Source organism: Arenimonas fontis, assembly GCF_008386465.1.
Classification (GTDB): Bacteria; Pseudomonadota; Gammaproteobacteria; order Xanthomonadales; family Xanthomonadaceae; genus Arenimonas; species Arenimonas fontis.
Genome location: NZ_VUOD01000003.1, coordinates 184,439 through 202,969, shown reverse-complemented (window position 1 = coordinate 202,969; position 18,531 = coordinate 184,439). Strand labels below are relative to the sequence as shown.

The following is an 18,531-nucleotide window of genomic DNA, read 5'->3' as shown; positions in this document are numbered from 1 at the left end:
CCTGCCCCGACCGGGAATCCGCATGATCCGCAGCATGACCGCCTTCGCCGCCCGCGAGCGCGCCGCCACCGGCGGCACGCTGACCTGCGAGCTGCGCGCAGTGAACCACCGTTTCCACGAGCTGGGACTGCGTTTGCCGGAGGAGCTGCGCGCCATCGAGCCGGCCCTGCGCGAACGGGTGGCGCAAAAGGTGGCGCGCGGCAAGCTGGATCTGGTGCTGCGTTTCCGGCCCAACCCCGGCGCCCGCACCGAGCTTCGGGTGAACGAGCCCCTGCTGGACCAACTGTCCCGGCTGGCGACATGGGCCAATGCCAGTTTCCCGGGTCTGCGCACCGACTTCATCGAGCTGCTGCGCTACCCCGGCGTGGTCGAGGAAGAGCCGCTGGACCAGGCCGGGCTGCAGGCCGAGGCGCTGGCCCTGCTGGACGAAACCCTGGCCGAGTTCGTCGCTGCCCGCGAGCGCGAGGGCGCCAAGCTGGCCGCGCTGATGCGCGAGCGCCTGGACATGATCGAGCGCATCACCGTCCAGGTCCGGGAATGGTTGCCGGATATCCGCGTCGCCCTGCGCGCCCGGCTGGAAAGCCGTCTGGCCGACCTCAAGCTGCCGCTGGAGCCGGGCCGGCTGGAGCAGGAGGTGGTGCTGAACCTGCAGAAGATGGACGTGGACGAGGAGCTGGACCGGCTGCAGACCCACGTCGCCGAGGCCCGTCGCGTGCTCGGCCTGCCGGAGGCGGTCGGCCGGCGGCTGGACTTCCTGATGCAGGAGTTCAACCGCGAGGCCAACACCCTGGGCAGCAAGTCGGTGGACGCGCGCACCAGCCAGGCGGCGGTCGAGCTCAAGGTGCTGATCGAACAGCTGCGCGAACAGGTGCAGAACCTCGAATGAACCCGACCCGCGGTACGCTGTTCATCGTCGCGGCGCCCTCCGGCGCCGGCAAGTCGTCGCTGGTCAACGCCGTGCTGGCGAAGGAGCCGGGCATCGCCCTGTCCATCAGCTTCACCTCGCGGCCGCCGCGTCCGGGCGAGCGGCATGCCCAGCACTACCATTTCGTATCGAAGGAGGAGTTCGAGCGCATGGTCGCGGCCGGCGATTTCTTCGAGCACGCGCTGGTGCACGGCGACTACAAGGGCACGGCCCGGCAGTCGGTGGAGCCGCAACTGGCCGCCGGCAAGGACGTGTTGCTGGAAATCGACTGGCAGGGCGCGCGCCAGGTGCGGGAGAAGGTGCCGGACTGCGTCAGCGTGTTCATCCTGCCGCCCTCGCGCCAGGCCCTGGAGACCCGGATGCGCAAGCGCGGCCAGGACAGCGAGGAGACCATCGCCCGGCGCCTGGCCGCGGCGCGGGAGGAAATGTCCCACCACGGCGAGTTCGACTACCTGATCGTCAACGAGGATTTCGATACCGCCGCCGAGGAGCTGCGCGCCATCTTCGTGGCCACCCGGCTGCGCCGGGACGTCCAGGCCAGGCGCCACGCCGCCCTGATCCGCGAGCTGCTGGCCTGAACGGCGGGCCGTTGCGCCCGGCCGGTGCCGGGGCGTAAAATGCGCGGTTCGCGTAACCCATTGATTTGCCGTGACCGGCCCGATGCCGGCCCGGCAGGAGAGCCCCATGGCCCGTATCACCGTTGAAGACTGCCTGTCCGTGGTGGACAACCGCTTCGAGCTGGTCCTGATGGCGTCCAGGCGTGCCCGCCAGCTGGCCAAGGGCGCCGAGCCGGCCCTGGACAACAGCGGAAACGACGACAAGCCGACCGTGCTGGCCCTGCGCGAGATCGCCGCCCGCAAGGTCGATCAGGCCATGATCGACGAGGTCGACCGGATCGAGCGCGAGCGCGCCGAGCGCGAGGCCCTGGAGTGGGCCGCCGCAGAGGTTGTGGACGACGACCTGTCCAAGGGCGGCGACGATCTCTGATCGCCCCGGGCCGGCCGGCGGACGGCCCTTCCACCGACGGCTGGCGACCGCGGGCAGGGCGACCCGAATCGGGCGCGCCCGGGTATCGGCGCCCGGCGACGTAGGCCCGCATTGATGGCGCATGGGCGGCCGCGTAGGCTGCCGTCATGTCTTCGTTCTCGCCGCCGCAGCTCGCCGCAGCCGGACCGTGCCCGGACCCGTGCCCGGAGGCCGTGCGCGCGCTCGAGGCGCGCCTGGCCGACTACCTGACGCAAGAGCAGATCGTCCAGGTGCGCCGCGCCTACGAGATCGGCGCGCGCGCCCACGAAGGGCAGATCCGCCGCAGCGGCGAAGCCTACATCACCCATCCGGTGGCGGTCGCGGGCATCCTGGCCGAGCTCCGGCTGGACGCCGAGACCCTGTGCGCCGCCATATTGCACGATGCGCTCGAGGACACGGCGCTTCCGCGCAGCGAGATCGAACGCAGCTTCAGCCCGACCGTGGCCGAGCTGGTGGACGGCGTCACCAAGCTGGACAAGCTGCAGTTCCGCGATCGCCAGGAGGCGGCCGCCGAGAGTTTCCGCAAGATGATGCTGGCGATGGCGCGCGACCTGCGCGTCATCCTGATCAAGCTGGCAGACCGCCTGCACAACATGCGCACCCTTGACGCGATGGCGCCCGAATCGCGCCGGCGCATCGCCCGGGAGACCCTCGAGATCTACGCCCCCATCGCCCAGCGCCTGGGCATGAACCGGATCAAGGCAGAGCTGCAGGATCTGGGCTTCCGCGCCCTGTATCCGTTCCGGCATGCCACCATCGCCAGGCGCATCGCCTCGCAACCGGTGATGCGGCGCGAGGCCATGGCCACCATCGAGGCCCAGCTGGCGCAGCGGCTGACCCAGGAGGGCCTCAAGCACACGCTGGTCAGTCGGGTGAAATCGCCCTGGAGCATCTACACCAAGATGCGCCAGGAGCACAAAAGCCTCGAGCAGGTCCTGGACGTGTTCGGCTTTCGCATCGTCGTGTCCACGGTCAGTCAGTGTTACCAGGCGCTGGGAGCGGTGCACTCGGTGTACAAGCCGCTGGACGGCCGCTTCCGCGACTTCATCGCCATTCCCAAGGCCAACGGCTACCAGAGCCTGCACACGGTGTTGTTCGGCCCCTACGGCGCGCCGGTGGAGGTGCAGATCCGCACCGAGGACATGGATCTGGTGGCCGAGCGCGGTATCGCCGCGCACTGGGTCTACAAGATCGGCGGCGCCGGCGGCAGCGCCGCCACCGCCCGGGCCCAGGATTGGATCCGCAGCCTGATGGACAGCCAGCAGGCGGCCGGTTCCTCGCTGGAGTTCCTGGAGAACGTGAAGGTGGACCTGTTCCCGGACGAGGTCTATCTGTTCACGCCCAAGGGCGACATCCTGGCCCTTCCGCGCAATGCGACGGCCCTGGATTTCGCCTACGCGGTGCACACCGACGTGGGCAACCACGCCGTGGCGGCCCGGGTGGACCGCAAGCTGGTGCCGCTGCGCACCAAGCTGGCCAGTGGCCAGAGCGTCGAGATCATCACCGCGCCCTCGGCGGCGCCCGGGCCGCAATGGCTGGAATACGTGGTCTCGAGCAAGGCCCGCACGGCGATCCGGCACTACCTCAAGCGGCTGGAGCACGAGGATGCGGTGGATCTGGGCCACCGCATGCTCGACCGGGCGCTGGAATCGCTGGAGAGTTCGCTGGACCGGGTTCCGGCCCAGCGCCTCGAGGCGCTGCTGGCCGAGCTGCGCTACCCGCGCCTGGAGGAGCTGCTGGCCGACATCGCCCTGGGCAACCGCATGCCGGTGCAGGTGGCGCGCCTGCTGGTGCTTGGCAAGGACGAGGCCGCCGCCGCGCCGGCGGCGCCGGTGCCGGCGGCCAGCGAGCGTATCTTCATCACCGGCAGCGAGCGCGGGGTGTTGAGCTTCGCCGCCTGCTGCCATCCGATTCCCGGCGACGAGATCATGGGCTACCTCAGCGCCGGCAAGGGCGTGGTGGTGCATCGCAACGATTGCCCGAACGTGGCCGAGTACCGCAAGTCGCCCGAACGCTGCGTGCCGATGGCCTGGGACCGGGAGGTGCAGGGCGACTACCGGGTGGCCCTGCGCATCGAGGTGGATAACAAGCCGGGCGTGCTGGCGCAGGTGGCGGCAGCGGTCGCCGAGAGCAATTCCAACATCGACGCGGTGGAGTATCGCGAGCGCGACGTCACGGTGTCGGTGATGGAGTTCGCCATCGAGGTGCGCAACCGCAAGCACCTGGCCGACGTGATCCGGCGCATCCGCAGGCTTGGCGTGGTTCACGGCGTGCAGCGGGTCTGATCCGCACTGGCCCGGCCGTGGCCGGCGCTCCTACAATCGCGGCATCCCTCCGCACCGAGGCTTTCCGCCATGCCCCGCAATGCCATCGGCACCGACCGCGCGCCCGCCGCCATCGGCCCCTATTCGCAGGCCGTGCGCGCCGGCGACACCGTCTTCCTGTCCGGCCAGATTCCGCTCGACCCGGCATCCGGCGAGCTGGTCACCGGCGATATCGGCGCCGAAGCGCGGCGCGTGTTCGACAATCTCAAGGCGGTATGCGAGGCGGCCGGCGGCGGTCTGGACGACGTGGTCCGGGTCGGCATCTACCTCACCGACCTGTCCGACTTCGCCGCTGTCAATGCTGTGATGGCGGAATACTTCCAGGCGCCGTACCCGGCCCGCTCGACCATCCAGGTGGCCGGTCTGCCGCGCGGCGCCCGGGTCGAGGTGGACGCGGTCCTGGTCCTGGGCTGAGCATGGCCGGGTCGCCGCGTCGCCGGACCACCGCGACGCCGGTGCTGGCCGCGTCGGGCGCCGAGCCCGTGGCCGGGCTGCCCGGCGTCGGCCCGAAGCTGGCGGAGAAGCTGGCCGCCAGGGGTCTGGCCAGCCTGCAGGACCTGTGGTTGCATCTGCCGCGACGCTATGAAGACCGCACCCGGGTAAGCCCGATCGCGGACCTGGCGCCAGGTCGGCCGGCCCAGATCGAAGGGCGGGTGGAGGCGGTGGAACGCGGCTTCCGTTATCGGCCCATGCTGAGGGTGGCCGTGTCGGACGATTCGCGGGCGACCCTGGTGCTGCGATTCTTTCACTTCAACCGGGCCCAGGCCGCGCAGTTCCTGCCCGGCCGGCGCATCGTCTGCTATGGCGAACCGCGTCCTGGCCAACGCGGGCTGGAGATGATCCATCCCAGCTACCGTCTGCTGGCCGATGACGAAGGGCCGGTGCGGCGGGACCGGCTCGATCCGGTCTATCCGGCGGTCGAAGGCATCGGCCCGGCCAGCCTGGCAAAGCTGGTAGGCAAGGCCCTGGAACGGCTGCCGCCGGCGGAAGAGCTGGAGCTGCTGCCGGCCGGCCTGCGCGAACGCCTCGGGCTGCCGACCCTGCGCGACGCCTTGTTGACCTTGCACCGGCCACCGCCGGACGTGTCAATGGCGGACTTCGCCATGGGCCGGCATCCGTCTCAGCGCCGGCTGGCTCTGGAGGAGCTGCTCGCCCATCACCTCAGCCTGCGTCGGCAGCGCATTGCCTTGCGCCGGTCTGGCGCCATGCCGGTGCGACCGCCCGGCAAGCTGGCGGCCGCCCTGCGCCAGCGGCTTGCCTTCGCGCTGACCGGCGCGCAGCAGCGCGTGTTCGACGAGATCTGCCGCGACATGGCCCGGCCCGAGCCGATGTTGCGGCTGGTGCAGGGCGACGTGGGCAGCGGTAAGACGGTGGTGGCGGCGCTGGCCGCGGCCAATGCGGTGGAGGCCGGTCGGCAGGTGGCGCTGATGGCGCCGACCGAGCTGTTGGCCGAACAGCACCTGGGCAACTTCCGGGTCTGGCTTGAACCTCTGGGCGTGCGGGTGACCTGGCTGGCCGGCAAGGTGGCCGGCAGGGCGCGGGCGGCCGCCCTGGACGACATCGCCCACGGTCGGGCCCAGGTGGTGGTGGGCACGCACGCGTTGATGCAGGAAAACGTCGCCTTCGCCAGTCTTGCCCTGGTCATCGTGGACGAACAGCACCGTTTCGGCGTGCATCAGCGCCTGGCGCTGCGCGACAAGGGCCTGGCCGGCAGCCAGGTGCCGCATCAGCTGGTGATGACCGCGACACCGATTCCGCGCACCCTGGCGATGTCGGCCTATGCCGATCTGGACGTCTCGGTGATCGACCAGATGCCGCCCGGGCGGACGCCGGTGACGACGGCGGCGGTCAGCGCCGAACGTCGCGGCGAAGTGGTGGAGCGCATCCGCGCCGCCTGCGCCGAAGGCCGGCAGGCCTACTGGGTCTGCACCTTGATCGAGGACAGCGACGAGGTGGAGGCGCAGGCGGTGCAATCCACCTTCGAGCAACTGCAGGCGCAGTTGCCCGGCCTGCGCATCGGGCTGCTGCACGGACGCATGAAGCCGGCCGAGAAGCAGGAGATGATGGCCCGCTTCAAGGCCGGCGAGCTGCAGCTGCTGGTGGCCACCACGGTGATTGAGGTAGGCGTGGACGTTCCCAATGCCAGCCTGATGATTATCGAGAACGCCGAGCGCCTCGGTCTGGCGCAGTTGCACCAGTTGCGCGGGCGGGTCGGGCGCGGTGCGGAAGCCTCCAGCTGCGTGCTGATGTACAAGCCACCCTTGTCGCAGATGGCGCGCGAACGGCTGGAAGTGATGCGCGCCAGCGGCGACGGTTTCGTCATTGCCGAGAAGGACCTGGATCTGCGTGGCCCGGGCGAGTTGCTGGGCACGCGCCAGACCGGTCTGGCCAGCTTCCGCATCGCCGACCCGATACGCGATGCCGCGCTGTTGCCGGAGGTGCACCGTGCCGCGGAAGGGCTGCTGGCCAGCGATCCGCGCCTGGCCGATCGGCTGGTCGAGCGCTGGGTCGGCGGCGCCGCCCGCTACGCCGGTGCCTGAGCGGCGCGGGCATAATCCCGGCATGGACCGCCGCATTCCCCTGCTGATCGATACCGACCCGGGCGTGGACGACGCCCTGGCCTTGCTGATGGCCTTCGCCGATCCCGCGCATCGGGTGCTCGGATTGACGGTTGCCGCCGGCAACGTCGGCCTGAGCCACACCCTTGCCAACGCGCTCAAGCTATGCGAGGTGGCCGGCGTCGACGTGCCGGTCTACCCCGGTTGCCCGGTGCCCTTGGTGCACCCGGCCGAGGACGCGGCCCACGTGCACGGCCAGGACGGATTCGGCGACACCGGTTATGCGCCGGCGGCCCGGCTGCCGGAGAGCGAGCACGCCGCCCTGGCCATCGTCCGCCTGGCCCGCGAGCATGCCGGCCGGCTGCTGCTGGTCACCCTGGGGCCCCTGACCAACCTGGCCCTGGCCCTGCGCCTGGATCCGGAGCTGCCGGCGCGGGTGGCCCGATTGGTGGTGATGGGTGGGGCGGTGACCGGGCAGGGCAACACCTCGGTGTCGGCCGAGTTCAACATCGCCTTCGACCCGGAGGCGGCCGAGGTGGTGTTCAGGGCCTTCCCGGTGTTCGAACTGGTGGACTGGGAGGCGGTGCTGCGGCACGGCTTTCCGCACCGGGCTTTCGAAAGCTGGTTGGCGGCGGGCGACCATCGGGCCCGCTTCTATGCCGGCATTTCCGCCCGGACCCGGGCCTGGTCGGAATCACGTCGCGGCAGCGACTGGCACAGCGCCGACGCCCTGGCCATGGCCCTGGCCCTGGAGCCCGGGGCGGCCCGCCGGGTCGAAGCCCGGCCGCTGGCGGTGGAACTGGCGGGCCGGCACTGCCGGGGCGCGACCGTGGTGGACTGGCAGCGTCGCACCGGCCTGCCGGACAAGGTCCGGATCCTGATGGATTACGACCGCGAGGCCTTCCAGGCCCGCCTGCGGCAGGCCCTCGGCGCCTGAATCCCGGGCTTTTCCGGCTTGCGGGCCGGGTTCGGCCGTGGCTATAATGCACGTCTTTTCCCATGCAGACCCGGCGGAGCTTCCAGCCATGAAGGCCGACATCCATCCCGATTACCACCCGGTCGTCTTCCAGGACCTGTCGTCCGACTTCGCTTTCCTGACCCGGTCCACGCTGACCAGCAAGGAGACCGTCAAGTGGGAGGACGGCAACGAGTATCCGCTGATCAAGGTGGATATCAGCTCGGCTTCGCACCCGTTCTACACCGGCAAGCAGAAGGTCGTGGACACCGGCGGCCGCGTCGACCGCTTCCGCAAGCGTTACGCCAAGTAAGTTCGGGCCCTCCCCGGCGGCGTGCCGGGCTGCGCCGACGAAGGCCGCCTCCGGGCGGCCTTCCGCTTTTCCGGGCCGCCCTTCCGGGTCGCAGCATCGGCGCAAGGCTGCGTTGCGGGCCTGTTTGCAGGCGTCCGTCACTGACTCCGGTCGGCGCCCTGTGCGATACTTGGCCGCATGGTGGCGCCCCTCGGGCGCGGCCTTCCGACCCCATATGCGACTGCCGCGCCTCCCCAGTCCCGGGCGGGCGTCGCGCCGTACCAAGGAGATCGCCCGTGTCCGACATCAAGAGCGTGCAGCTCAGCGCCGCCGGCAGGAATGTCGAGCTTCCCGTCCACAACGGCACCCTCGGGGCGCCCTGCGTGGATATCGCCAGGCTGCCGAAGGAAACCGGCCTTTTCACTTACGACTCGGGCTTCACCGCCACTGCCAGCTGCAAATCGGCCATCACCTACATCGACGGCGACCAGGGCGTGCTGATGTACCGCGGCTATCCGATCGAGCAGCTGGCCAAGCGCTCCAGCTTCCTGGAAGTGAGCTACCTGCTGATGAACGGCGAGCTGCCGAACCGGGAACAGTTCGCCCGGTTCGAGCACGAGGTCACCCATCACACGATGATGCACGAGGCGCTCAAGAGCTTCCTGCACGGCTTCCGCCACGATGCCCACCCGATGGCAATGCTGTGCGGCATGATCGGCTCGCTGGCGGCCTTCTACCACGACACCCTCGACCTGGACGATCCGGAGCAGCGCCGCCTGGCGGCGATCAGGCTGATCGCCAAGGTGCCGACCATCGCCGCGGCCTGCTATCGCCACTCCATCGGCTGGCCGATCCGCTACCCGCGCAACAACCTCGAGTACGTCGAGCGCTTCCTGCACATGATGTTCGAGGTGCCGAGCGAGCCGCTGCAGCTCAAGCCGGTCGCGGCCAAGGCGCTGGACCTGCTGTTCATCCTGCATGCCGATCACGAGCAGAACGCCTCCACCTCGACCGTGCGTCTGGTCGGTTCCACCGGCGCCAATCCTTACGCCTGCGTCGCCGCCGGCATCGCCGCCCTCTGGGGACCGGCACATGGTGGTGCCAACGAAGCGGTGCTGAAAATGCTGGAGGAGATCGGCCGGCCCGAGGACGTGTCCAAGGCGGTGGCCCGCGCCAAGGACAAGGAGTCCGGCTTCCGCCTGATGGGTTTCGGTCACCGCGTATACAAGAACTTTGACCCGCGCGCGACCATCATCCGCGAGATGTGCCACAAGGTGCTGGCCGATCTGGGCGTGAACGACCCGCTGCTCGAGGTCGCCATGCGCCTGGAGGAGGCTGCGCTCAAGGACGAGTACTTCATCCAGCGCAAGCTGTACCCGAACGTGGATTTCTACTCGGGCATCATCTACAAGGCGCTGAAGATTCCGACCGAGATGTTCACGGTGATGTTCGCCATCGCCCGTACCGCCGGCTGGGTCAGCCACTGGCTGGAGCAGCAGACCGATCCGGAAGCCAAGATCGGCCGTCCGCGCCAGGTCTATACCGGCGCTGCCTCGCGCGATTACGTGCCGATGGACAAGCGCTGAGCCCCGGTCCTTGGCGGTATCCCGGAACGCCCCGCCTTGTGCGGGGCGTTCCCGTTTCCGGACCTGCCTTGCGGGTGGGCTTCTTTTTCGACGCGGATGGACGCGGATCTTTCCAGGTTCGCGGGTCGCAGTCTTGGCCTTCCCTGGGGTCGCCGGCGCTCGTAAGGGCGTGGCCTGGCGGCCAATGGGGCTTGGCGGGTGCGCCGCCAAGTCATGAAGGGGGAGGCGCCGGCCGGCGGTTTCGCCAAGCGCCATCCGTGGCGGCGAACGCCGGCCCGCTCCGGGCCTCCTGCCCTCCGCCGACACCAAGAATCTCGCTCGCAGCGCAGGCACCACGATCTCGCCACGACAGGTGCTGGCGAACCACGGGGAGCCGACCTGGCTTGGTTGCCCGTGCGTGGCTCAGCCGGCAACCAGGCGGGCGACAGCGGCGGTGCCGGCACGCAGCAGGGGCTTGCCGTCGAGAGGGTCGCTGGGGCCCTGGCGGGCGGCATGCAGAGGGAGGACCCATAGCTCGAATGGGATGCCGCCAGCCTCGAGCCGCCAGCAGGGCAAGTCTTGCGGACGGCGGCCCGGCAGCAAAGCGCGGGCGCGGCCGGGTTGGACCGGAATGTGCCGGTCCATGAAATGGCGGGCGACGGCTTCGGGTTCGTCGGTGTGCAGATGCAGGAGCACCGGATCGTGGTCGCCGGCGCTGCCGTCCAGCACCGGGCCGGTCAGGCGCGGATCGAAAGCGGCCAGCGCCGTCATGGCTTCCAGGGCCGCGACGCGGCGACGGCGCAGCTCGGCGGGTTCCAGGCCACCGCCGAACAGCGCCCGGTACTCGGCCAAGGCCAGGCGGATCTCCTCGCCGTCAGGTAGCTCGGCCGGAACGTGCGCCCCCAGGCGTGCGGCGGCGCGGCGGCGGGCGGTGGCGGCGTCGGGCGCGCCCTGGGCCAGCAGGCGGGCGGCTTCCCGCGCCACCTGCATGCGCAGGCGCTCAGAAGATGTCGAAGGCCTCTTCATCACTGAGCACCGGCTCCAGATCGAAGCCGCTGGTCGCGATGCGCTCGTAGTCCTCGCGCTTGAACCAATCGCGCACCGCCCCCGGCGTGCCCTCCGGCACCAGACGGCCCGAAACCGCGTCCACCCAGGCGCTGACCACGCCCGGCGGTGGCGGCGGCTCGTGGGGCGGAACGCCCTCGAGCGCCGCCCGCATGTAGTCGATCCAGATCGGCAGGGCGGCACGACCGCCGTATTCGCCCCGACCCAAGGTGGAAAAATCGTCCCGGCCCACCCAGACGGTGGTGACCAGATCGCCGCCGAACCCGGAGAACCAGGCGTCGCGGTGTTCGTTGGTGGAGCCGGTCTTCCCGCCGACGTCGGGCCGCCCCAGCGCCCTGGCCTGGACACCGGTGCCGCGGTTGACCACGTCCAGCAGCAGGGAGCGGACCAGCCAGGCGGTGCGTTCGTCGATCGCGCGCGGCGCCAGCCTGACCGGGCCGTCTCCGGCCGGTGCCGATTCCGCCTGTCCGTCCGGGCGTGCCGCCGGCCCGGTGTCGCTGAAGTCGAACCCGTCCACCAGGGTGGAACGCTCGCCCCCGGATTCGGGCTGCCTGCCCTGGCAGCCCCGACAGACCCGGACAGGATCGGCCTGGAAGACCACGGTACCGCGCCGGTCCACCACCTTCTCGATGAACCAGGGTTCGACCAGGTAGCCGCCGTTGCTGAACACGGTGTAGCCGCGGGCGATGGACAAGGGAGTCAGCGACGAGGTGCCCAGTGACATGGACAGGTTCGGCGGCAGGCTTTCCTGGCTGAAACCGAACCGGGTGATGTAGCGGCTGGCGAAGTCCACGCCGATAGCGTCCAGCAGCCGCACCGACACCAGGTTGCGCGACTGCACCATGGCTTCGCGCAGGCGCATGGGGCCGGCGAAGTTGCCGGCATCGTTCTGCGGCCGCCAGACGTTGCCGGCGCGGTCGCGGAACACCACCGGCGCGTCCAGGACGATGCTGGCCGGCGAGAAGCCGCGTTCGAAGGCCGCGGCGTACACGAAAGGCTTGAAGCTGGATCCCGGCAGGCGCTGCGCCTGGGTGGCGCGATTGAACTTGTTCAGGCCGTAGCTGAAGCCGCCGACCAGGGCGCGGATGGCGCCGTCCTCCGGCTGCATGGATACGAGGGCGGCCTGGGCTTCCGGGATCTGCGCCAGGCGCGGCTTTCCCGACTCCGGGTCCACCTGCAACCGGATGACATCGCCACGCTTCAGCGGCACCTGTCGGCCGGCCCAGCGCAGGGCCGCCGGTTCCAGTTCGATGGTGCTGCCCGTGACCAGCATGACGCGGGTTCGGCCGCCGGCCTCGCCCAGCACCAGGCCGGCGGCCAGACCGCCCCGGGAAGGATGGTCGCGCAGGCGCCGGCGCAGCGCCTCGACGGGCTCGTCCTCGGCCAGGGACAGCTGTGCCTCCGGGCCTCGCCAGGCGTGCCGACGGTCATATTCCACCAGGCCTTGCTGCACGGCCCGGGTCGCCGCCGCCTGGTGGTCGGCCAGCAGGGTGGTGTAGACCCTCAGGCCGCTGGTGGTGGCCTCGGCGCCGTAGCGCTGCTCCATTTCGACGCGGACCATCTCGGCCACGTAGGGCGCCTCGACTTCGGGCTCGGGCTCGTGCGGCGAGGCATTCACGGGCTCGGCGCGGGCCGCCTGCTCCTCGGCCTCGGTGATCATTCCCTCCTCGCGCATCCGCTGCAGCACGTAATTGCGCCGTACCAGGGCGCGCTCCGGGTTGACGATCGGGTTGCCGCTGGAGGGGAACTTCGGGATGGACGCCAGGGTGGCGGCCTCGGCCAGGCTCAGTTCGTCCAGGGACTTGCCGTAGTAGTACTCGGCGGCGGCGGCGATGCCGTAGGCGCGATTGCCGAAGAAGCTCTTGTTGAGGTAGAGCTCGAGGATTTCGTCCTTGCTCAGCTCGCGTTCCATCTTCAGTGCCAGGAAGATTTCGGTGAGCTTGCGGGTGTAGGAGTATTCCGAGCTCAGGTAGAACTGCCTGGCCACCTGCTGGGTGATGGTGCTGCCGCCCGGCACCCGGCGGTCGTCGGTGGTGGCCAGCAGCCAGACGGCCCTGGTGATGCCGCGCCAGTCGACGCCCGGATGGTCGTAGAAGCGGGCGTCCTCGATGGCGATGAAGGCCTGGCGGACCCGCAAGGGCACCTCCTCGATCCGGACCGGAGAACGCCGCGTCTCGCCGATCAGTGCGATCAGCTTGCCGTCGCGGGTATAGATGCTCAGGGGAACCTGCAGCTCGACGTTGCGCAGTTCCTGCACGTCCGGCAGGCGGGGCGAGATCAGCCAGTAGAGCACCCCGATGGCCAGCAGGCCCAGCACTCCAAGGCTGGCGAGGACGATCAGCGCCCGCTTCAGCAGGCGTAGGAAACGGGCCATCCAGGGCCTCTCCGTGGTTTACACCGACATGGGGCAGGGAGTATAGAACGGCCGAAGGGCCCGGGCCGGGGCACGGCCGGAAGGGGGGCCGGATTGCGTACTTTGGGGGGTACGCGGGGGGCGGAACGCCGAAGGGTGACGGGGCGATGGCCCGAGGCATTGCCATTCGGCAAAAATTCGTTATTTAATGTAACGGCGCACCATTCGTGTGTAAGCGCCCGTCGGAAGGGGAGAAACCGTGGGTCTTTTCGGAAACGCCAAGGTACCGCTCGTCGGCCTGGACATCAGCTCCACGGCCGTCAAGCTTCTTCAGCTCAGCGAGTCCGGCGGCCGCTACAAGGTCGAGCATTACGCCGTCGAACCGCTGCCCCCCAACGCCGTCGTCGAGAAGAACATCGTCGAGGTCGAGGCGGTGGGCGAGGCCATCAAGCGGGCCGTCGCCCGCTCCGGCACCCGGGCCAGGCACGCGGCCGCCGCCGTGTCCGGTTCCTCGGTGATCACCAAGGTCATCCCGATGCAGGGCGACCTGGACGAGGACGACATGGAGGACCAGGTCCAGCTGGAGGCCTCCAACTACATCCCGTTCCCGATCGAGGAGGTCAGCCTGGACTTCGAGGTGCTCGGCCCGGTGCCGAACAACCCGGAAATGGTCCAGGTGCTGCTGGCCGCCTCGCGCACCGAGAATGTCGAGCTGCGCCAGTCGGCACTCGAGCTCGGCGGGCTGACCGCCAAGGTCGTGGACGTCGAAGCCTTCGCGATGGAGAACGCCTTCAGGCTGGTCGCCGACCAGCTGTCGGTGCCCAGGGACGCGATCGTGGCCCTGGTGGACATCGGCGCCACCATGACCACGCTCAACGTATTGCGTGACCAGCGCAGCATCTACACGCGCGAGCAGGTGTTCGGCGGCAAGCAGCTGACCGACGAGGTCATGCGCCGCTACGGCCTCAGCTACGAGGAAGCCGGCCTGGCCAAGCGTCAGGGTGGCCTGCCGGAGAGCTACGAGGTCGAGGTGCTCGAGCCGTTCAAGGAAGCCCTGGTCCAGCAGGTCAGCCGCTTGCTGCAGTTCTTCTACGCGGGCAGCGACTTCAACCGCGTGGACCAGGTGGTGCTGGCCGGCGGCTGCGCCTCCATCGCCGGTATCGCCAGCCTGGTGGAAGAGCAGCTAGGCGTGCCCACCGTGATCGCCAACCCGCTCGCCAACATGCAGCTGGGTGGTCGCGTCCAGGCCCATGCCCTGGCCCAGGATGCCCCCGCCCTGATGATCGCCTGCGGCCTGGCCCTGAGGAGCTTCGACTGATGGCCAGAATCAATCTACTCCCCTGGCGCGCCGAACGGCGCAAGCAGCGGCAGCAGGAGTTCTACGCCATGCTGGGCCTGGCGGCCGGCGTCGGCGTACTGGTGAGCTTCCTGATCGTCATGTACTACAACGGCCAGATCGAGGGCCAGCTCCTGCGCAACCAGTACCTCCGCGACCAGATCGTGCTGGTGGACCAGCAGATCAGGGAGATAGAGGAGCTGGACAAGAAGAAGGCCAACCTGCTTGCCCGCAAGCAGGTCATCGAGGAGCTGCAGGCAAGCCGCTCGCAGATGGTGCACCTGTTCGACCAGCTGGTCCGCACCATTCCCGAGGGCGTCCGGCTGAATTCGATCAAGCAGTCGGGCCAGCAGCTAACGCTTGAAGGCCAGGCCCAGTCCAACGCCCGGGTCAGCTCCTACATGCGCAACCTCGAGGAGTCCGGCTGGATGGCCGATCCCGACCTCACCATCATCGAGGCCAAGGGTGACGACCGCGGCCTGCCCAACATGTTCTCGCTGAAGGTCAGGTTGCAGACGCCGAAAGAGGAAGGGGAAGGCGCCGCAGGCGGCGCCGCGCCGGCCCAGGCCACGGCTGCGGGAGGTGTCCAGTGAGCAAGAAGGTCGATCTGCGAAACCTCGACTTCAACAACTCCGGCGCCTGGCCGATGCAGGTGAAGATGGCCGCCTGCGTGATCCTGGCCGCCGTCATCATCGCCTTCACCTGGTGGTTCTTCGTCACCGAGAAGCGTGACGTCCTTGCCAACGAGGAAGCCACCGAACAGAAGCTGCGCGAGGAATTCCAGGGCAAGCAGGGCCGGGCCGCCAATCTCGAGCCGCTCAAGCAGCAGCTGGCGCAGATGGAAGTGATGCTGCAGCAGATGCTGCGCCAGCTGCCCAGCAAGAACGAGATGCCCGACCTGATCGTCGACATTTCCCAGACGGCGCTGGCGGCGGGCATCACCAACGAGCTGTTCCAGCCCGGCGCGGAGGTCCAGCGCGACTTCTATGCTGAGAAGCCGATCGCGCTGCGCATGGTCGGCACCTACCACCAGTTTGGCGCCTTCGTCAGCGGCGTGGCTTCCCTGCCGCGCGTGGTGATCATGACCATGCACGACATCTCGCTGAAGCCGCGTGGCCAGGGCGACGCGACGCTGGTTCTCGAGGGTACCGTCAAGACCTACCGCTACCTCGATGCGGAAGAAGAGGCCGCGGCCTCGGGAGGCGCGCAGTGAGCGAGGCAAGGATGAGCAGAAGGTTGGTGACCGGCCTGGTGGTGGCGGTGGTGGCCGTCGCTCTCGGCGGCTGCACCCGGGGAAGCCGGGACCTGGAGGCCTGGGTGGCGGAAGTCAAGGCCCGGCCGGCGCCGCCGCTGGACCCGCTGCCGGTGATGAAGCAGTTCGAGACCTTCGAATACGCCGCGCAGGACCTGCGTGATCCGTTCTCGCAGCCGCGTCCGGACAGCGCCGCCAGCAATGCCCTGCGGCCCGACCCGAACCGGCGCAAGGAAGTGCTGGAGGCCTTTCCGCTCGACAGCCTGGACATGGTGGGCACGATCGGTTCCGGCGACGGGGTCGTCGGTCTGGTCATGGGGCCGGACAGGGTCACGCACCGGGTCCGGGTGGGCAACTACATGGGTCTGAGCAATGGTCGCATCACCGCGGTTCACGAGGACCGCATCGAACTCGTCGAACTGGTACCTGACGGGGCCGGTGGCTGGCTGGAGCGCCCGGCCAGGATCGCCCTTGAAGACAATTGATTGGGGGAATGCACGATGACCGCGAACAAGCAGATCGGCGAGGGGATGGGCGCCAAGCGAATTGGCTGGCTCGCCATGGCGGCGCTGGCCGTCGGCATGACGATGTCGCTGCCGGCACTGGCGGCCAATGTCCTCAAGGACGTGCGCTATGCGCAGGCGGCCGGCGGGAAGGTCGACATCACCCTGGAGTTCGCCGAACCGGTGGGTGACGTACAGGCCTTTACGACCGACACGCCTCCGCGCATCGCCGTGGACCTTCCGGACACGACCAACGCCCTGGCCCAGCGCCGGGTGGTGATAGGCAGCGGGGCCGCTTCGGCGGTGTCGGCGGTGGAATCCGGCGGCCGTACCCGGGTGGTGGTGGACCTGTTCCGCCCGGCCGGTTACACGGCCCGCAGCGCCGGCAACCTGCTGGTGCTGACAGTGGACGCCGGCGTGGCCCAGACCAGCGCCGCCAACGCCATGGCCAGCGGCTCCGATCCGACCAAGAAGGTCGCATCTGACCTGGAAGTGGCCAACATCGACTTCCGCCGCGGAGAGAACGGCTCGGGCCGGGTCATCCTGCGTTTCAGTGGCGATGGCGCCACGGCCGACATGCGCAACGAGGGCTCCCGCGTGGTCGTGGACGTGCCCAATGCCAGCATTCCCGAGTCCCTGCGCCGGCACCTGGACGTGACCGATTTCGCCACCCCGGTGACCAGTCTCGAGCCCCGTGCCAACGCCGGATCGACCCGTCTGGTGATCAACACCAATGGCGCTTTCGAATCCATGGCTTATCAGACCGGCAACGAGTACGTGATCGAGATCGCGCCCAAGCGCGGCGCCGCCCCGATGATCGCCGGCGCCCCGGGCCGGGCTGCCGGCGCGGTGGCCGGCGAGGCCGAGGCCAGGACCTATCGCGGCCGCCCGGTGACCTTCAACTTCCAGGACGTGCCGGTGCGCACGGTGCTGCAATTGATCGCCGAGGAGTCCGGCCTGAACGTGGTGGCCGCCGACACCGTGCAGGGCAACGTTACCCTGCGCCTGATCAACGTTCCCTGGGACCAGGCGATGGATATCGTCCTGCGTGCCAAGCAGTTGGACAAGCGCCGCGAGGGCAACGTGATCTGGGTGGCGCCACAGAAGGAAATCGCCGATTTCGAGAAGGCCTTGGCGGACGCCCGCATCGCACTCGAGGATCGCGAGCCGCTGGTCACCGAGTACATCCCGATCAACTACGGCAATGCCCAGGAGATCGCCGAGCTGCTGACCGAGGGCGCGAAGAACTCCGGCGGTGGCGGCGGCTCGAGCACGGGTGGCCAGATCACCCGCGGCTTCCTCTCGCCGCGTGGCAGCGTCACCGCCGACACCCGCACCAACACCCTGCTGATCATCGACATCCCGCGCAAGATCGACGAGATCCGCACCTTGCTGGCCACCCTGGACCGTCCGGTGGACCAGGTGCTGATCGAGGCCCGGATCGTGATCGCCACCGAGGTGTTCGCCCGCGAGCTGGGTGCCATGTTCGGTATCCAGGACCGGGTCGGCACCCTGCCAGCCGCCGCCGCCGCCGGGGAGAGCACCAGCGACTCCGGTTTCCTGGTGGACCTTCCGGCCACTACTCCGGCCGGCGTGCTGAACCTGAGCATCCTGCGCAGCGACATCGCCCTGGACCTCGAGCTGTCTGCACTCGAGGAAGAGGGACGCGGTGAGGTCGTGTCCAACCCGCGCGTGATCACCGCCAACCAGCGCGAGGCGGTCATCCGCCAGGGCGACGAGGTCGGCTACCTGACCATCCAGCCGGCTCAGGCCGCCGGCGGTGTGGTCACAGCCGAGGTCGAGTTCAAGGAAGTGCTGCTCGAGCTCAAGGTCACCCCGACCATCACCCAGGACGGCCGCGTCTACCTGAACCTGATGGTGAAGAAGGACGAGGTCAGCGAGCTGATCGCCAACCCGGCCGGCGGCTTCGTGCCGCAGATCGCCAAGCGCGAGGTCAGCACCGCGGTGCTGGTGGACAACGGCCAGACCGTGGTGGTCGGCGGCGTCTACGAGTTCAAGAACCGCGAGGACCTGCGCAAGGTGCCCTGGCTGGGCGATGTCCCGGTGCTGGGCAACCTGTTCCGCAACAAGAGTCGCGAGGCCGAGAAGGCGGAGCTGCTGATCTTCGTGACCCCGCGGGTGTTGCAGGTGGCCCATCGCGGCTGAGGCAAGCCTGCCTGCGCAAACCTCCTGCCGACAGGGCCGCGAATGCGGCCCTGTCACTTTTCCGGATCCTGAGCCGACCCCGGATCGGGCCCTGACCCCCCTTCAGGCCCGTCTCCGCGACAAGTGCCGCCACCGTTCTACCTGACCGGCGACCGCGGCCGACCGGCTCGTGTAAGCTCGCTGCGTTCGTGAGGGGAGAACCGTTCCGATG

The 18,531-nt window shown here is 69.1% G+C and carries 16 protein-coding genes; 14 read left to right on the top strand and 2 right to left on the bottom strand.

The genetic code is table 11. From position 1 onward, the window contains the following. The first annotated feature begins 22 nt into the window (after positions 1 to 22). The 9 genes from F0415_RS05245 to F0415_RS05205 all read left to right on the top strand — a co-directional run bounded on the left by F0415_RS05245 (position 23) and on the right by F0415_RS05205 (position 9,666). Entirely contained in the window at positions 23 to 886 is an 864-nt protein-coding gene (locus tag F0415_RS05245) for a YicC/YloC family endoribonuclease (protein ID WP_149860149.1), read from the top strand. Then, a complete protein-coding gene (gene gmk, locus F0415_RS05240; protein ID WP_149860148.1) occupies positions 883 to 1,503 on the top strand; it encodes a guanylate kinase in 621 nt (206 codons plus the stop codon). The genes F0415_RS05245 and gmk overlap by 4 nt, the downstream gene beginning before the upstream one ends. A 106-nt stretch (positions 1,504 to 1,609) precedes the next feature. Continuing rightward, on the top strand, positions 1,610 to 1,912 hold the full coding sequence (gene rpoZ / locus F0415_RS05235; RefSeq protein ID WP_149860147.1) for a DNA-directed RNA polymerase subunit omega: 303 nt from the start codon (positions 1,610 to 1,612) through the stop codon (positions 1,910 to 1,912). 146 nt (positions 1,913 to 2,058) lie between these two features. Next, positions 2,059 to 4,236 carry a RelA/SpoT family protein gene (locus F0415_RS05230; protein ID WP_149860146.1) on the top strand — a complete coding sequence of 726 codons (2,178 nt, stop codon included), beginning with the start codon at positions 2,059 to 2,061 and terminating at the stop codon, positions 4,234 to 4,236. 69 nt (positions 4,237 to 4,305) lie between these two features. Then, a complete protein-coding gene (locus F0415_RS05225) occupies positions 4,306 to 4,689 on the top strand; it encodes a RidA family protein (protein ID WP_149860145.1) in 384 nt (127 codons plus the stop codon). A 2-nt stretch (positions 4,690 to 4,691) separates the two neighbouring features. Then, positions 4,692 to 6,815 (top strand): ATP-dependent DNA helicase RecG, encoded by a 2,124-nt coding sequence (gene recG, locus F0415_RS05220; RefSeq protein ID WP_149860144.1) that lies wholly within the window; start codon positions 4,692 to 4,694, stop codon positions 6,813 to 6,815. 22 nt (positions 6,816 to 6,837) lie between these two features. Continuing rightward, positions 6,838 to 7,770: a nucleoside hydrolase gene (locus F0415_RS05215; RefSeq protein WP_149860143.1), complete on the top strand. Its 933-nt coding sequence runs from the start codon at positions 6,838 to 6,840 to the stop codon at positions 7,768 to 7,770. An 88-nt stretch (positions 7,771 to 7,858) separates the two neighbouring features. Then, positions 7,859 to 8,101, top strand: a complete 243-nt coding sequence (locus tag F0415_RS05210; protein ID WP_149860142.1) for a type B 50S ribosomal protein L31 — start codon at positions 7,859 to 7,861, stop codon at positions 8,099 to 8,101. 275 nt (positions 8,102 to 8,376) lie between these two features. Continuing rightward, positions 8,377 to 9,666, top strand: coding sequence for a citrate synthase (locus F0415_RS05205; RefSeq protein ID WP_149860141.1), 1,290 nt, complete (start codon positions 8,377 to 8,379; stop codon positions 9,664 to 9,666). 402 nt (positions 9,667 to 10,068) lie between these two features. Here the strand turns inward: F0415_RS05205 and F0415_RS05200 are convergent, their stop codons facing one another. Further along, positions 10,069 to 10,671 carry a hypothetical protein gene (locus tag F0415_RS05200; RefSeq protein WP_149860140.1) on the bottom strand — a complete coding sequence of 201 codons (603 nt, stop codon included), beginning with the start codon at positions 10,669 to 10,671 and terminating at the stop codon, positions 10,069 to 10,071. Then, positions 10,646 to 13,084 carry a penicillin-binding protein 1A gene (locus F0415_RS05195; RefSeq protein WP_149860139.1) on the bottom strand — a complete coding sequence of 813 codons (2,439 nt, stop codon included), beginning with the start codon at positions 13,082 to 13,084 and terminating at the stop codon, positions 10,646 to 10,648. The genes F0415_RS05200 and F0415_RS05195 overlap by 26 nt, the downstream gene beginning before the upstream one ends. 238 nt (positions 13,085 to 13,322) lie before the next feature. Here F0415_RS05195 and F0415_RS05190 point away from each other — a divergent pair, with 238 nt between their 5' ends. From F0415_RS05190 to F0415_RS05170, 5 genes are read left to right on the top strand one after another with little or no spacing between them, the layout of a single operon-like run. Further along, on the top strand, positions 13,323 to 14,381 hold the full coding sequence (locus F0415_RS05190) for a pilus assembly protein PilM (protein WP_149860138.1): 1,059 nt from the start codon (positions 13,323 to 13,325) through the stop codon (positions 14,379 to 14,381). After that, the gene (locus tag F0415_RS05185) at positions 14,381 to 14,992 is read left to right on the top strand and encodes a PilN domain-containing protein (protein WP_149860137.1); all 612 of its coding nucleotides are present in this window, start codon (positions 14,381 to 14,383) and stop codon (positions 14,990 to 14,992) included. Before F0415_RS05190 ends, F0415_RS05185 begins: the two co-directional genes overlap by 1 nt. Beyond that, positions 14,989 to 15,612, top strand: coding sequence for a type IV pilus inner membrane component PilO (locus F0415_RS05180; RefSeq protein WP_149860136.1), 624 nt, complete (start codon positions 14,989 to 14,991; stop codon positions 15,610 to 15,612). The genes F0415_RS05185 and F0415_RS05180 overlap by 4 nt, the downstream gene beginning before the upstream one ends. Before the next feature lie 11 nt (positions 15,613 to 15,623). Beyond that, complete coding sequence (locus F0415_RS05175) at positions 15,624 to 16,136, top strand: pilus assembly protein PilP (protein WP_149860135.1); 513 nt, start codon at positions 15,624 to 15,626, stop codon at positions 16,134 to 16,136. Positions 16,137 to 16,151: 15 nt separating this feature from the next. Continuing rightward, positions 16,152 to 18,320, top strand: coding sequence for a type IV pilus secretin PilQ (locus tag F0415_RS05170; protein WP_246149888.1), 2,169 nt, complete (start codon positions 16,152 to 16,154; stop codon positions 18,318 to 18,320). Positions 18,321 to 18,531 lie beyond the last annotated feature (211 nt).